The organism is Spirillospora sp. NBC_01491 (genome assembly GCF_036227065.1).
Taxonomy (GTDB): Bacteria; Actinomycetota; Actinomycetes; order Streptosporangiales; family Streptosporangiaceae; genus Spirillospora; species Spirillospora xylanilytica.
In genome coordinates this window covers 1,692,361-1,706,418 of sequence record NZ_CP109432.1, presented here as the reverse complement: position 1 = coordinate 1,706,418, position 14,058 = coordinate 1,692,361, and the positions used below count along the sequence as shown (strand labels likewise).

Annotated in this window: 11 protein-coding genes, 3 tRNA genes and 1 pseudogene; 4 read left to right on the top strand and 11 right to left on the bottom strand. The window is 73.1% G+C overall.

Translation table 11 applies throughout. From position 1 onward, the window contains the following. Positions 1 to 585: a TetR/AcrR family transcriptional regulator gene (locus OHA34_RS08515; protein WP_285940473.1), complete on the bottom strand. Its 585-nt coding sequence runs from the start codon at positions 583 to 585 to the stop codon at positions 1 to 3. Between the two features lie 232 nt (positions 586 to 817). Between OHA34_RS08515 and OHA34_RS08510 the strand changes: the two genes are divergently transcribed. Then, positions 818 to 1,393: a TerD family protein gene (locus OHA34_RS08510; protein WP_285940471.1), complete on the top strand. Its 576-nt coding sequence runs from the start codon at positions 818 to 820 to the stop codon at positions 1,391 to 1,393. A 40-nt stretch (positions 1,394 to 1,433) separates the two neighbouring features. Further along, positions 1,434 to 2,609 (top strand): sporulation protein, encoded by a 1,176-nt coding sequence (locus tag OHA34_RS08505; RefSeq protein ID WP_285940470.1) that lies wholly within the window; start codon positions 1,434 to 1,436, stop codon positions 2,607 to 2,609. A gap of 41 nt (positions 2,610 to 2,650) precedes the next feature. Here the strand turns inward: OHA34_RS08505 and OHA34_RS38455 are convergent. The 9 genes and pseudogenes from OHA34_RS38455 to OHA34_RS08465 form a co-directional block, all read right to left on the bottom strand. Then, positions 2,651 to 2,797: pseudogene (locus tag OHA34_RS38455) on the bottom strand (ClpX C4-type zinc finger protein); the annotation flags it as partial. A gap of 51 nt (positions 2,798 to 2,848) precedes the next feature. After that, positions 2,849 to 4,042, bottom strand: coding sequence for a cytochrome P450 family protein (locus tag OHA34_RS08500; RefSeq protein WP_329521266.1), 1,194 nt, complete (start codon positions 4,040 to 4,042; stop codon positions 2,849 to 2,851). Positions 4,043 to 4,158: 116 nt separating this feature from the next. Next, complete coding sequence (locus OHA34_RS08495; protein WP_329521265.1) at positions 4,159 to 7,653, bottom strand: FG-GAP-like repeat-containing protein; 3,495 nt, start codon at positions 7,651 to 7,653, stop codon at positions 4,159 to 4,161. A gap of 150 nt (positions 7,654 to 7,803) precedes the next feature. Further along, positions 7,804 to 8,505: a GOLPH3/VPS74 family protein gene (locus tag OHA34_RS08490; RefSeq protein ID WP_285940464.1), complete on the bottom strand. Its 702-nt coding sequence runs from the start codon at positions 8,503 to 8,505 to the stop codon at positions 7,804 to 7,806. Positions 8,506 to 8,681: 176 nt separating this feature from the next. After that, a tRNA-Val gene (locus tag OHA34_RS08485) sits at positions 8,682 to 8,756 on the bottom strand. A 20-nt stretch (positions 8,757 to 8,776) separates the two neighbouring features. Continuing rightward, positions 8,777 to 8,847 (bottom strand) — tRNA-Cys (locus OHA34_RS08480). A 27-nt stretch (positions 8,848 to 8,874) separates the two neighbouring features. Then, a tRNA-Gly gene (locus tag OHA34_RS08475) sits at positions 8,875 to 8,946 on the bottom strand. Between the two features lie 39 nt (positions 8,947 to 8,985). Further along, positions 8,986 to 9,969, bottom strand: coding sequence for a CHAP domain-containing protein (locus OHA34_RS08470; protein WP_285940462.1), 984 nt, complete (start codon positions 9,967 to 9,969; stop codon positions 8,986 to 8,988). 168 nt (positions 9,970 to 10,137) lie between these two features. Then, complete coding sequence (locus tag OHA34_RS08465; protein WP_329521264.1) at positions 10,138 to 10,941, bottom strand: universal stress protein; 804 nt, start codon at positions 10,939 to 10,941, stop codon at positions 10,138 to 10,140. Between the two features lie 163 nt (positions 10,942 to 11,104). On the opposite strand from OHA34_RS08465, the gene OHA34_RS08460 reads away from it, so the two are divergent. Then, complete coding sequence (locus tag OHA34_RS08460; protein WP_285940458.1) at positions 11,105 to 11,686, top strand: YceI family protein; 582 nt, start codon at positions 11,105 to 11,107, stop codon at positions 11,684 to 11,686. Between the two features lie 6 nt (positions 11,687 to 11,692). Here OHA34_RS08460 and OHA34_RS08455 read toward each other — a convergent pair whose 3' ends face one another. Then, positions 11,693 to 12,604 (bottom strand): LysR family transcriptional regulator, encoded by a 912-nt coding sequence (locus OHA34_RS08455; protein WP_329521263.1) that lies wholly within the window; start codon positions 12,602 to 12,604, stop codon positions 11,693 to 11,695. Positions 12,605 to 12,674: 70 nt separating this feature from the next. On the opposite strand from OHA34_RS08455, the gene OHA34_RS08450 reads away from it, so the two are divergent. After that, a complete protein-coding gene (locus tag OHA34_RS08450; protein WP_329521262.1) occupies positions 12,675 to 13,862 on the top strand; it encodes a TDT family transporter in 1,188 nt (395 codons plus the stop codon). The last annotated feature ends 196 nt before the right edge of the window (positions 13,863 to 14,058 follow it).

The window sequence follows — 14,058 nt, the reverse complement described above, 5'->3', positions numbered from 1 at the left end:
TCAGGGAGCGGGCGCGAACATGCGGTCGATCAGGACGTGCAGGTAGACGCGGAACTCGGCGATCTCGTCCGGCTCCGGCTCCTGGCCTGCCCGGCCCTGCCGTCCGGGCAGGCCGCCGGACAGGAAGCCGAAGATGCACCAGATGACCGTCCTGACCAGGAAGTCGACGTTGACGTCCGGCGGGGTCAGGTCGCGGATCGCGGCGGCGATGGCGTCGGCCTGCGGGTTGACGTACTCCTTCTCCAGGTCGGCCACGTCGGTGGCGTCGCCCATCCAGCGGTGCATCCACAGCGAGACGATCTGCGGATTGGCGACGTAGAAGTCCAGATAGATCTCGGTGACCTCGTGCGCCCCGGCCACGTCGGGGGTGTAGGCGGCCAGCGCCCTCTGCAACAGCTCCTCCTCGGCCAGGAACGCCTGCCGCATGACGGTGCGGTACAGCTCGCGTTTGCCGCCGGTCGCCTCGGCCAGCGTCCGGCCGTCGATCCCGGCCGCCTCGGCGATCAGCCCGGTGTCGGTCGAGTCGTAGCCAAGCTCCGCGAACAGCCGGGTGGCGATGGCGACGATCTGCTCCTCGTCTCTCACCGTGATCACTCTAAGTGATGTGGCATGGACAGTGCGGGAGCGGGGTCGCGGGCGGCCCCGGACGTGCCGGGGATCGTGGCTGAGCGGTCCCTGCCGGACTCGAGTTCGTCCTGAAAAGTCATGGTCCACCGCCATATCGCCGTCCGGCTGCCCGCGCCCGGACCCATCTGCTACAAGTGTCGTAGCACGCGTGGAGCGCGTGCGTCCTGAACGACGACAAGAGGAGAACACGGTGGGCGTCAGCCTGTCCAAGGGTGGCAATGTTTCGCTGAGCAAGGAGGCCCCCGGCCTCACGGCGGTCGTGGTGGGGCTCGGCTGGGACGTGCGGACCACCACCGGCACCGACTTCGACCTGGACGCGAGCGCGCTCCTGCTCGACGCGTCCGGCAAGGTGCCCTCCAACGGGCACTTCGTGTTCTTCAACAACCTCAAGAGCCCCGACGGGTCGGTCGAGCACACCGGCGACAACGTCACCGGCGAGGGCGAGGGCGACGACGAGCAGATCAAGGTCGACCTCGCGGCGGTGCCCGCCGAGGTCACCCGGATCGCCTTCCCGGTGTCCATCCACGACGCCGACGCCCGCGGCCAGAACTTCGGGCAGGTCCGCAACGCCTTCATCCGGGTGGTGAACCAGGCGGGGGAGGCCGAGCTGGCCCGCTACGACCTCAGCGAGGACGCCTCGACCGAGACCGCGATGGTCTTCGGCGAGCTGTACCGCAACGGCGCCGAGTGGAAGTTCCGCGCGACCGGGCAGGGCTACGCCTCCGGCCTGGCCGGTGTCGCGTCCGACTTCGGGGTCGGCGTCTGACCGCCCGGTCGATGGCACTCACATCACAAGAGGGGGTTCCGTGGTCTTCAAACGACTCCTAGGGGCGTTCGGTGTCGGCGGGCCCTCCGTCGAGACCGTCCTGACGACCCCGCACTGCCGGCCCGGCGACCTGCTGTCGGGCGAGGTGCGGTTGCAGGGCGGCGACCACGACGTCGACGTCCACCAGGTGGTGCTCAGCCTGGTCACCCAGGTGGAGACCGAGTACGGCGACGGCGACGGCCACGGTGTCCGCGAGTTCCACCGGGCCGCCGTCTCGGGCGGGTTCACCCTGCGGGCCGGGCAGTACCAGCCGATCCTGTTCCAGCTCCCGCTCCCCTGGGAGCTGCCCGTCACCGAGGTGCACGGGCAGCACCTGCACGGTATGGCGATGAGCGTGCGCACGGAGCTGGAGATCGCTGGGGCGATGGACAAGGGCGACCTCGACCCCGTCGGGGTGCTCCCGCTGCCGTCCCAGCAGCGGGTCCTGGACGCGTTCGCCGCGCTCGGCCTCCAGTTCAAGGGCGCCGACCTGGAGCACGGCCTCCTCGCGGGCGTGCACCAGGAGCTGCCCTTCTACCAGGAGATCGAGTTCTACGCGCCGCCCGCCTACGGCGGCCGGATCAGCGAGGTCGAGCTGACCTTCGTCGCGAGCCCGCACGGGCTGGCGGTCGTCCTGGAGGCCGACCGGCGGGGCGGCGCGTACTCCGAGGGCGGCGACGTGTACGGCCGCTTCCAGGTCGGGCACGATGAGGCGCTCCGGATGGCGTGGGAGCGCGAGATCGAGGGCTGGCTCCAGTCCGTCGCCGGGCCGCTGCACGGCGGTCACGCTCCGGGCGCCCACGGCGCCTACGGCCACCAGGAACCGTACGGCTACCACGAGCAACCCTACGGCCACCATGAGCAGCCTTACGGCCACCACGACGAGCACGGTGGCCGCGGGTCGGGGCCGGGCTGGGGCGGCGTCGCGGCCGGGGCCGCGGGCGGCCTCGCCGTGGGGCTCATCGGCGGCGCCGTCGTCAACGAGCTCATGGACGACGATGACGACGACGGCGACGAGGATGACGCCGAGGCCAGGGCCGCCGCCGCCCGCGAGGAGGGCTACCAGGCCGCGGTCTTCGACGCGGCGGTCGAGGACGCCACGGAGCAGGCGTACGAGGACGCCTACGAAGACGCCTTCGACGAGGCGTCGGAGAGCTTCGACGACGACGAGGAGTGATCCGGCGCGCCGCCCCTGCTTCGTCCGGCGGGGGCGGCCCGTCAGGCGGACCTCTCGCGGCACCCCGGGCCGGGCCAGGCCGAGCCGGGCCGTCCGTCCGTCCGCGCGGGCGGCGGTGCGGCGCAGATGCGGAGCGGGTCGGGGCCCGCGATCAGCCTCTCGACCTGATTTCGGCCCTTCCCGCAGAACGTGCAGGTCCGCTGGCCGCCTTCGCCGGCGCGGTCACGGGGGACCTCCGGTCAGCCGGTCGTCACCGGCAGCTCGGTGAGCCGCCAGGTGCCGGGGTCGGGGGCGCGCAGCGCGTCCAGGTCGGCGGCCGGTGCGAGGCCGGGGAAGCGGTCCAGAAGCGCGGTGAGCGCCACCTGGGTCTGGACGCGGGCCAGCCCCGCGCCGAGGCAGAAGTGCGGCCCGTGGGCGAAGCCCAGGTGGCTCGCGGCTCCCGGCGTCCGGGTGATGTCGAGCCGGTCGGGATCGGCGAACGCGCGCGGGTCGCGGTTGGCGGACGCGATGGCGGCGACGACGGCCTCGCCCTTGCCCACCCGCGCACCGCAGAGCTCGGCGTCCTCGCGGGCGTGGCGCGGGATCGACAGCAGCGTCGGGCCGCACCAGCGCATCAGCTCCTCGACGGCCTGCGGCATCAGCCCGGGATCGGCGCGCAGCGCGGCGAGCTGCGCGGGGTGGGCGAGCAGGGCCGCGACGGCGTTGGCGATGAGGTTCGTCGGCGTCTGGCCCGCGAGGACGAGGTGCCACACCAGCGTGACCGTCTCGGTGTCGCTGAGCCGGTCCCCGTCCACGTCCTGCGCGCGGACGAGATCGGAAAGCAGGTCGTCGCCGGGAGCGGCGCGCCGGCGTGCCACCGCCGCCTTGGCGCCCTCCATGATCCCAGGGACGGCCTCGGCGAACCTCCGGCCCGAGCCCGCCGCGACGGCGGCGCCGTACGCGCGCCACCGCGGCCGGTCGTCCTCGGGAATGCCGACCAGCTCGCAGATGACCCCGATCGGCAGCGGCCGGGTGAAGTGCCGCATCAGGTCCACCGCACCGTCCTCGGCGTGGCCGGGCAGCGCGTCGAGCAGCTCCGCCACGAGAGTGCCGATCCGCGGCCGGAACGCCTCGGCGCGGCGCGCGGTGAACGCGGGGGACACCAGCCTGCGCAGCCGCGCGTGCTCGGGCGCGGCCAGCTCGGTCATGGTCCGCATGTAGGGGCGGCAGTCCTCCGGCACGTCCGGCCCCATGAAGCTGCCGGAGGTGATCTCGAACCTCGGGTCGCCGAGCATCGCCCGCGCGTGCTCGTGCCGGGTGAGGACCCACCAGGGGGCCGCGCCGGGGACGGGCAGCCGTGCCAGCGGAGAGCATTCCCGCGCCGCTCCGTACGCGGTGAAGGGGTCGCGCACCACGGCGGGGTCGGTGAGATCGATCTCGGGGACGGTGGGCATGGGTCCTCCCGGTGGTGAGAATGGTGAAATAGATGATCCCATCATCTGGATGTTGACGTTATCTTGAATTTCCCGCGCGCGGCAATCGCGGGACGCCCGCCCGCGCGGGACGGGCGTCAGCCGATGGAGAAGGCGGGGCCGCGGTTGCCCGCGCGGTCGACGGCCTGGATCGTCACCCGGCCCGCCGGGACCGTCAGGGTCTGCGGCTTCCCCGCGTCCGCGGTCGCAGAGACCGCCGTCGCCTTCGCCGTCGTCCCGGGCGGGGTGACCAGGTAGGAGGCGGCGCGGCCGGTGTACCAGTCGTCGCCCGGCGCCGTGAACGCCACCGTGTTGCCCTGCCGCGAGACGCCGCGCAGCGCGCCCGGCGGACGGGTGTCGGTCCCGTACCGCCCGGACCGGTGCTCGTCGTGGTGGTAGGTCCACCACTCGCTGTTGGCGGCGGCCTTGCCCGCGGTCTTCCAGGCGAACAGGTAGCCCTCCCGGGTGGTGGCGACCAGGTCCGTCCGGCCGTCGCCGTCCAGGTCGCCCGCCGTGGGGGCCCACAGCAGCCATCCGCCGGTGAAGAAGGGGAAGCCGGCGGCCTGGCCCGTGCCGCTGAAGGCGTGCAGGGTGGAGGTGTCGCCGCCGTCGACCACCTCGGCCCGCCCGTCCCCGGTCACGTCCGCGATGAGCGGCGAGCCGAGGAACCCGAGGCCGGTGCGGCCCTGCGGGAACCCCGGCACCGGCAGCGACGTGGCGGCGTCGTAGCCGCGCTGGTAGTTCCCGACCGGCTGCCCGCTGCCGGGGAACAGCAGCGCGGCGATCAGCGACGCGGCGCCCGAGCCCGCCTCGGTGTAGCCCAGCCGGCCGAACGGTCCGAACTTGCCGAACGCCCCGGTGGTGGTGAAGGACAGCGGCACGTCCGCCGGCAGGTTCCCGCCGAGCACCGCACCCGGGGACAGCGCCGCGGCGGGGTTCTCCAGCGGCCCGAAGTTCTTGATGATCTTTCCGGCGCCCGAGATCAGGTAGGTCGGGGAGAACGACGGGCCGGTCGCCACCTCGTCCTTGCCGTCCCCGTCGACGTCGGCCACGGCGGGCTGGTTGACGCCCTCGGTGACGAACTCCTGGGCGCTGCCGTAGAAGGTCATCGTCGACGGCGTCCGGACCGGCCAGCCGGCGACCGGCGAGCCGTCGGCGTGGTAGGCGAAGACGAAGTTGGCGCCGTAGAACTGCTCGCCCCCGCCCTTGCTCTCCGACCGCTGCGACCGGACCACGACCTCCGGCCTCCCGTCGCCGTCGAGGTCGGCGAGCGCGGGCATCCCCGCCAGCTTGTGGTCGTCGATCCGCACGTAGCCGGACGGCGGCTTCCGGTCGAGCGTCACCTCGACCGGCCAGCCCGGCAGCTCCGAGCCGTCCGGCCGCCACGCGTGCAGCCTGCCGTCCCAGCCTGCCTGGACGACGTCGAGCCGCCGGTCGCCGTCGAGGTCGGCCAGCATCGGCGAGGCGGTGGCGCCCTGCACCGGGAGCCGCGTGTACTTCAGCGCCGGACGGGGGATCGCCGGCTTGGCCACGCCCGCGTCCAGCACCTTCGGCCAGCCCGGCAGCGGGCGCCCGGACGCGTCGAAGGCGTACGTCCGGCCGGTGGTGCTGGTGACGACCACCTGCTGCCGCCCGTCGTGGAAGAGGTCGCCGATCGCGACCGGCGCCACGATCGGCTCGTGGCCCGGGTCGACGCCCGGATAGCCGCGCTGCGGGACGGTCGGCAGCGTGGTGACCGGCCAGCCGGGGAGCTCGGCACCGGTCGACCCGTCGCGCGCGTGGACCCGTCCGTCGCCGTCGCCGTAGACGATCGCCTGCCGCCCGGTGCCCTGGAGGTCGGCCAGCGCGGGCTGGCTCTCGTTGCCGACGCCGAGCTTCATCGGGAACCCGGCCCGCAGCGCCGGATCGTGGTGAACTCCGATCGCGCGCCGCTCCTCCGACATCCGCCCCGAGGCGTCCCAGACCCGCAGCCGCAGGGTGACGGTGTACTGCTCGCTCGCCGACAGGGCCTTGTCGGCCGACAGCGCGTACTGCTTCTTCCACACCGACTCGGGCACCTTGGACAGATCGACCGAGCCGACCCGTCCGTCGAAGGGGGCGGTGCCCGAGCCGGAGCCACCGGTGCGGAAGGCGCCGTCGGCGGGCTCGACGCCGGGGGCCCACTCCAGCTCGTACCGGTACTTGGACGACCGGGGGGCCGCGACGTACCCGGTGACCTCGACGTCCGAGGTCGTCTCCGGATCGTGGAGCGAGTACCAGCCGGGCCCGGTGATCGAGCCGACGGGCGGCACCGCGCCGTCCTTGACCGCCTGGAGGGCCTTGGCGACGTTGGGCCGCCCGTACCCGTACTGCCGGTCCCAGCCGGGCCTGCCCGCCCACGGCAGCGACGGGTCGTCGATGTCGGACGCGGTGGCCCGCAGGACCTGGACGGCCTCCTCGTTGGTGAGCGGCCGTCCGATCTGGATCCCGTAGGACAGCAGCAGCCCGAACACGCCGCCGGTCGTCGGCGTCGACTCCGAGGTGGAGCCGCCCTGCGTGGCCACCGAGAACATCGCCTTGGGCCCGAACGAGGTCTGGCCGGACCGGGCGCGGTAGGTGCTGGTCAGCGGATTGGCCAGCGGGTCCGGCACGCCCGCGGTGTTGGCGACCAGCCCGTTCCCGGGGATCACGTGCGGCCAGAACATGCCGCCCTGGTGGTCGGTGGAGTCGAAGTCGTTGCTGGACTCCACCATGACGACGCCGTCCCGCCAGAGCTTGTCGACGGTCTGCCGCATGTAGCCGGAGTAGCCGAGGTCGGCGGTGGTGCTGACGATCACCTTCGCGCCCATGTGCGCCGCGTACAGCCAGGCCTGCGCGAGGTCGTCGGTCCGGTCCAGCGCCTCCTGCCCGGCCCGGATCGGCAGGATCCGGCAGCGCGGGCACACCCCGGCGCCCTCGGTGGCGTTGTCGGTCTGCGCGGCCAGCGTCTTCATCTGGCTGTTGGCGTGGCCGTAGGTCGAGTCGTAGGTCGCCGGGTCGTTCTGGCGCTCGTAGAAGTCCCAGCCCGAGATGTCGTCGGTGAAGCCGTTCCCGTCGTCGTCCTCGCCGTCGGAGAACGCGGCGATGAGGTCCTCGGGATCGGTGCGCCCGTTCCCGTTGGCGTCCTTCACCCGGGGGTCCCCGGCGTAGTCGGCCGCGGTCACCACCCCGTCGCCGTTCCGGTCGTGCGCCGTGGACCCCTCGGGGACGGGCAGCTCACCGGTGTTCAGGTACACCTTGTCGGCGAGCTCCGCCCCGTCGCCGTTGTGCCAGTTGATCCCGCCCTCCACGTAGGCGATCAGCACGTCGGGTGAGCCGGTGGTGTACTCCCGCCACGCCTTGTCGACCGACATGCCGGAGGCGTTCTCCGGGTCCTTGGCGCCGGGTGTGCAGCGCGGCATGAAGGAGTAGAGCGCGTGCTGCTCCTGTCCGGCCACCTTGCGGCACTGGCCGGGGGCCTCGGCGCCGGCGTACCCCGGATCGTCGGGCGGTGTGGCCGGGAACCCCGGACCGGCAAGGGCGGCCGGCCCCCAGAGCAGCATCAGCGCGGCCAGGACGACACTCTTCGAACGCATCCGCATCCGGGGCTCCAGACCTCACCGGGGAGACCGTGCGAATACGAATATGACTCACCTTTGTGACGGCGGATACCGACATCGGTGACAAGAGAAGGAGCCCGCTTGCTTACTTCGGGACAAACGGTCCCGCACCGTGCCCGCCGGGCTTCAGGAACCGGACGCCGACGCGCTCGTGCTGGTGGCGACGATCACGGCGACGGTGACGGCCTGGACCTGCTGGACGGCCTTGCGGACGGCCTCGCCGCCCCAGTCACCCTCGCTGATCTCCTTGCCGCGGCGCTTCAGCGCCTTCCGGTCGGCGTCCCGGAACAGCTTGGGCAACATGTCGACGGCGTGCAGGATCGAGACGAGCGCGGCGGTGCGGTCCAGCGGGGCGGCGTGGTCGACGGCGGAGGCGCGGACCCGCGCCAGGACCTCGGCCTCGAGGCCCGGGTCACCCGGCATCCACGCGGTCGTGGGGAACAGGCCGAGGACCTTGCCGTGCTCCTCGTGAAGGACACCCGCCTCGGCGAGGTCCGCCAGCAGGGCCTCCTTGAGGTTCCTGGCCCGGCTGCGCCAGCCCGAGAACCCGGCGATCTTCCCGATCGCGTCCTTGGGCTTGCGGCCGTGCGCCACCTGGACGAGTTCGGCGAGCCGTGGGTCGGCCGGCCGTTCTCCGGTCTCCACGAGCCGTCCGGCACGGTGGTCGGCCTCACCGTCCTCGGTGAGCCGCAACGCGCCGTCCATGGTGAGCTCGACGATCGCGGCTCCGGCGAGCGCGGCTCCGAGCTTGGTGCCGTCCACCATGGGCTTGCCCGTGTCGTCCTTGAGCGCGAGAAGCAGGAACTCTTCGGCGAGTGTCAGGGTCATGCCCCTATCACTACAGCATCGAAAGCCCCCGAAAACCGCCCGAAGCGACCTCATGCCTGCCGACGGGGGGCACCGCCTGCGCCAGGGCTTGCGCTTCAGCGGAAGGGAGCGGCGAGATGCGCCTGCTCCTCGGCTTCGGCCTTGGGGGAGGGCCGTGATCCGCATGTAGGTTCGGGTGGTGGGCGATACTGGGATTGAACCAGTGACCTCTACCGTGTCAAGGTAGCGCTCTCCCACTGAGCTAATCGCCCGTGCGCGTGTCCGCACGTTGAGGTGGAGACGGGATTTGAACCCGTGTACACGGCTTTGCAGGCCGTTGCCTCGCCTCTCGGCCACTCCACCAGAGCGAGGCCGTCCAGGACCTCTCAGAGCGGAAGACGGGATTCGAACCCGCGACCCTCACCTTGGCAAGGTGATGCTCTACCACTGAGCCACTTCCGCTTGTCGTTCCGGGGTTTCCCCCGGCGCGCATGAATAACTCTAGCGGAATCCCGGAGTGCTCGCGCACTCGTCGGACGGGCTGGCGGGGGCCTCGGCGTGCAGCGAGTCCCAGAAGGCCAGCTCCTCGTCCTCCTCGAGGTGGGCGATGCGGCCCCAGAACTCCCGGTCCTCGGCCTCGTGCGCGGCGGCGAGGGAGAGCACGGGCATGATCGTCGTCCCGGCGTCGGCCAGGTCGAGGTCGGCGGGGGTCAGCTCGGCGGGCAGCTCGACCGGGGTGGCGGGACGGTGGTGCTTGCCGCGCTTGCGGACCCGGATGGGCGGCGCGGTGGGCGTGCGCGCGGCGGCGGCGCGCCCGGCCCGGCCCGCGGCCAGGGCGGCGGTGCCGCAGAGGACGAACGCGAGGACGCCGCCGAGCACGACCTCCTGGACGGGCGGTGGCGCGTCCTTGACCGGCTCCTGCTCGTGGGTGCGGGCGCGGGCTCCGGCGGCGGCCGGGGCGGCGAGCTGCTCGACCGAGGGCGCCGGGCCGGCGTGCTTGGGCGCGTACTTCTGCTCGACCCTGACCTTGGCGGGGTAGCCGTAGCCGACGACCGAGTCGGTGTCGCGGGTCTTGCGCATCAGCTTGTAGCCGTCGGCGTTGCCCTCGATGGTGTGCAGGGTGTGGCCGTCGACCCTCTCGACGATGCCGACGTGGTCGATCTGGTCGAGGTCGCCCGAGCCGCTCCAGTCGTAGAAGACGAAGGCGCCGGGCTGGGGCTCGGTGCCCCACGCGTCCTGCTTCCGGAACCACTTGGCGTGGTCGATGGTGGAGGCGAACTGCCCGGCCTGGTCGGTGACCCCGGCCTTGTCGGCGGCCCAGGCGAGGAACATGTCGCACCAGGGCGCGGTCTTGAAGTAGTCGTCGTGGTCGCCGTCGACGTTCCTGGCGTACCAGTCGCCGAACTTGGTGTAGCCGTCGCCCTTCTCGGCGTAGCCGAGCTGGGCCTTGGCCACGTCGAGCAGCTTTTTGCCGATCGGGTCCATGACGCTCCCCTGCCGCCTCTCCGGTGCGGACGGGAGGACGTCCGACCCCGCCCCGGAACGCGGCCGGCTTTCAAGGTCACGTTCCGATCTCGGTGGAATGTAGCGGAGGTAAAGAGCGGGGGGCAAGTGGTTCGAGAGAAGCGGTCAAAACGGACTATAGGGGCATCGTCAGAAGTAGCCCCGGGGGAGCACGGTGACGGGGCAGGGGGCGGCGCGCGCCACCTTGAGCGCGACCTCGCCGAGGAACACCCGGTGGACGGAGGCGTCCTCACTGCTCGCGCAGACGAGGATCTCGCCCTCGGGCCAGTCGATGTCGGCCACGGCCTCGGCCACGTCGCCGCCCTCGGCCAGGCTCGCCGAGACGTCCCCGGACTCCAGGCCGGAGCTGTCGAGCGCGAGCCGGATCGCCAGTGCGAGATCGTCCTGGAGCCCGCCCGTGGGGACGTCCCCGACGGCCAGGGTGATCAGGCGGAGGGGGACGCCGAGCCGCTCGGCGGCCTGGGCCGCGCGGGTCACCGCCTCGTCGGCCTGCGGGCGCCGGACGTACATGACGGTGATGCCGGCGAGGGCGTCGGGCGGCTCGTAGCCGAGCGGCGGCAGCATCACCGCCTCGGTGGCCGAGTGCAGCAGGTGGTCGGCGGTGGCGCCGATGCCGATGCGGCCGCGGGCGCCGCCGGCGCCGGAGCCGACCACGATCAGGTCGGCGCCGATCCTGCTGGCGAGCGCGGTGAGCCCGCGCCCGACGCTGCGGCCCTCCTGGACGACCAGCTCGGCGCGCTGGTCGCCGAGGACGGCCGCGGCCTGGTCCAGCAGGGCGCGGGCCTCGCCGGCGGCGCCGGGCCGGTCGGGCGGGTGCACGGTGGCCACCGTGAGCCGGCCCCCGGTGAGGGCCACGATGGCCCGCGCCAGGTGCAGGGCCTCCCTGCCGCCTCCGTCGTGCGCGTACCCGGCCAGGACGTGTTCTCCGATCATGTGTCGATTCTTCCCGCTGCCGGGACCTGTCAAGACCGGCCATCGACGGGCGGGGCACCGCGACCGGCGGTCTGACGTGCGGATACTCGCCGGGACCCCCTACAGTTTTGGGGTAGATTCACGACGTCTGACTGAAATATAGCTATTTGGGGGGATTGTGGGCGTGGACAGCGGGGGGCCGGACATCGCCGCCGGCAGGTGGGCCATCGACCCGGTCCATTCCGAGATCACCTTCACCATCCGGCACCTGATGACCACGGTGCGCGGGTCGTTCACCGACTTCGGCGGCGAGATCCGGGTCGCGGGCGACCCGCTCGGCTCGGCCGCCGAGGCCGAGATCCGGATGGCCTCGATCGACACCCGCAGCCCCGACCGGGACGCGCACGTCAGGTCCGCCGACTTCCTGGACGTGGACAACCACCCGGTGATGGCCTTCGCCGGCACCGGCGTCGAGCCCGCGACGATCGGCCGCCGCGCCCGCCAGCCCCGCTACCACGTGGACGGGGAGCTGACGATCAAGGACGTCACCCGCCCGGTCCGGCTGCTGGCCGAGTTCCACGGCACCGCCTCCGACCCGTGGGGCGGCACCCGCGCCGGCTTCACCGCCACCGCCTCCATCAGCCGCCGCGACTTCGGCATCGAGTTCAACGTGCCGTTGCAGGGCGACAAGGTGATGCTCGGCGACACGATCGCGATCCAGCTGGAGATCCAGGCGGTCCTGGCGGACGGCGGGGACGCCGCCTGACCCGTCTCAGGCGGGGCGGGACTGCCGGGTCAGCGACAGCAGGTCGCGCGCCGGGCCGGCGGGACGCTGCCCGGCCGGCCAGACCGCGCGCAGCGGCCGGCTGAGGTCCAGCTCGGGGACGGGGACGGCGACCAGCCGTCCGCCCGCGAGCTCGTCGGCGACCGCGAGCTCGCTCACCACCAGCGGCCCCGCGCCCGACACCGCCGCGGCCTTGAGCGCCGTCGTGGAGGCGAGCTGGAGCAGCGGCGCGGCGGTGCCCCCGAACGAGGCCAGCGCCCGGTCGAGGACCTCGCGGGTGCCCGAGCCCTGCTCGCGCAGGACCAGCGGGGTGGCCGCCAGCTCCGCCGCCGGGACCCCGCTCCGCCGCCGCGCCCACGGGTGCCGCGCGGACACGACGACCACCAGCCGGTCGGCGGCGATGACCGTCCCGCTGAGGCCCGCGGGCCTGCGCGTCCCCTCCACGAACCCGAGATCGGCCTCTCCGCCGCGGACCTGCTCGGCCACGGCCGTAGAGTTGGCGGTGCGGAGCGTCACCGCGACCCCCGGGCTGGTCTCCTTCAGCGCCACCAGCCAGCCCGGCATCAGGTACTCGGCCACCGTGAGGCTCGCCACCACGCGCAGCCGCCCGTCGCGCCGTTCCCGCAGGGCGCCGATCCCCGCGTCCAGCGCCTGGGCGGAGTCGACCACCTGCTGGGCCCACCCGGCGACCAGCGACCCCGCCTCGGTGGGCCGCGAGCCGCGCGGGGACCGTTCCAGCAGCGGTACGCCGATCCGCCGCTCCATCGACCTGATCCGGGCGCTGGCGGCGGGCTGGGTCACGCCGAGCTCGGCCGCCGCCCGGCCGAGGCTGCCCAGCCGGGCGACGGCCAGCAGCAGCTCCAGGGCGCCCAGGTCGGGCACCCGATCCGAAAGGGCCATAACCACACCTTATGTCCCCATAGGCCGATGACCTCTAGTGACGCCCGCCGGGACGCCGCACGCTGGGGTCATGGGCACCACGACGGCGACGAGGCCGGGCACCAGCACTCCCGCGGGCGGATCGGAGACCCGCCGCTTCCTCCCCGCGCTGGACCGGCCGGGCGATCTGTTCCGGCACCTCGGGCCGAACTGGTACGCGGCGGTGATGGGCACCGCGATCGTGGCGAACGGGGCGAACGCGCTCCCGGTGACGGTCCCGGGCCTGCACGTCGCGGCGGTCCTCGTCTGGGCGCTGTCGCTGGTCATGCTGGTCGCGCTGGCCTGCGCGCGGGCCGTCCACCTGGTCCGGCACCGCGACGTGGCCGGGCGGCACCTCCTGGCCGACCCGTCGGTCGCGGTGTTCTACGGCTGCCCGCCGATGGCGCTGCTCGCGGTCGGCTACGGGACGCTCGTCCTCGGCCCGGACGTCCTCGGGACAGGCCCGGCCGTGGCGCTCGACGCGCTGCTGTGGACCGCGGGCACCGTGTACGCGGTGATCGCCGCGTTCGGCGTCCCGTACCTGATGATCACCCGGCACGAGGTGCGGCCCGGCACCGCCAACCCCACCTGGCTGCTGCCGGTGGTGGCGCCCATGGTCTCGGCGGCCCTCGGGCCCGCGCTGATCCCGCACCTGCCGGCCGGACAGGCCCGGGAGACCATGCTGTACGGCTGTTACGGGCTGTTCGGCGCGAGCCTGCTGGCGACGCTGGTGCTGCTCCCGGGCATCTGGACCCGGCTGGCCCACGACAAGCTCGCCCCGATCACGCTCACGCCCACGCTGTTCCTGGTCCTCGGGCCGCTCGGCCAGTCCACCACGGCGGTGAACGCGCTGTCCGACGCCGCCTCGGTCGCCCCGCGGTTCGCGGCGGCCATGCACGCGTTCGCGATCCTCTACGGCGTCCCGGTGATCGGATTCGCACTGCTGTGGCTGGCTCTCGCGGTGCCGGCGAACGTGCGGGCGCTGCGGCGCGGCATGCCGTTCGGGATGACCTGGTGGGCCTTCACCTTCCCCGTCGGCACCTGCGTCACCGGCGCCGCGGGCCTGGCCCGGCACACCGGTCTCGACGCGTTCACGGGCCTCGCCGTCGCGCTCTACCTGCTGCTGCTGACCGGATGGCTGGCGGCCGCGACCGGAACCGTGCGCGGCGCCCTCACCGGCCGCATCTTCCTCCCGCCGGCGCCGACGCCCGCGGCCGAGCCCGCACTCGCGAGCACCTGAACGCACGTCCCGCCAGATTGCGGATGCGGCGCACCCTGGAGCGCGAGGCCCCGGGGCGGCTGACGCTCACGATGGGGGGCTACCCGTACCTGACCTACGTCACGATCGCCGGGATGGCCGGGGTCATCGTGCCATGACCTTCCTGAAGGACAGCCGGACGTCGTTCGTGCCGGCCCTGATCACCCTCGCACTGGGT

Excerpts from the sequence above, each read along its gene's own strand:
- OHA34_RS08500 (WP_329521266.1), bottom strand. The coding sequence starts at position 4,042 with ATGCCCACCGTCCCCGAGATCGATCTCACCGACCCCGCCGTGGTGCGC.
- OHA34_RS08495 (WP_329521265.1), bottom strand. The coding sequence starts at position 7,653 with ATGCGTTCGAAGAGTGTCGTCCTGGCCGCGCTGATGCTGCTCTGGGGG.
- OHA34_RS08490 (WP_285940464.1), bottom strand. The coding sequence starts at position 8,505 with ATGACCCTGACACTCGCCGAAGAGTTCCTGCTTCTCGCGCTCAAGGAC.
- OHA34_RS08470 (WP_285940462.1), bottom strand. The coding sequence starts at position 9,969 with ATGGACCCGATCGGCAAAAAGCTGCTCGACGTGGCCAAGGCCCAGCTC.
- OHA34_RS08465 (WP_329521264.1), bottom strand. The coding sequence starts at position 10,941 with ATGATCGGAGAACACGTCCTGGCCGGGTACGCGCACGACGGAGGCGGC.
- OHA34_RS08455 (WP_329521263.1), bottom strand. The coding sequence starts at position 12,604 with ATGGCCCTTTCGGATCGGGTGCCCGACCTGGGCGCCCTGGAGCTGCTG.
- OHA34_RS08450 (WP_329521262.1), top strand. The coding sequence starts at position 12,675 with ATGGGCACCACGACGGCGACGAGGCCGGGCACCAGCACTCCCGCGGGC.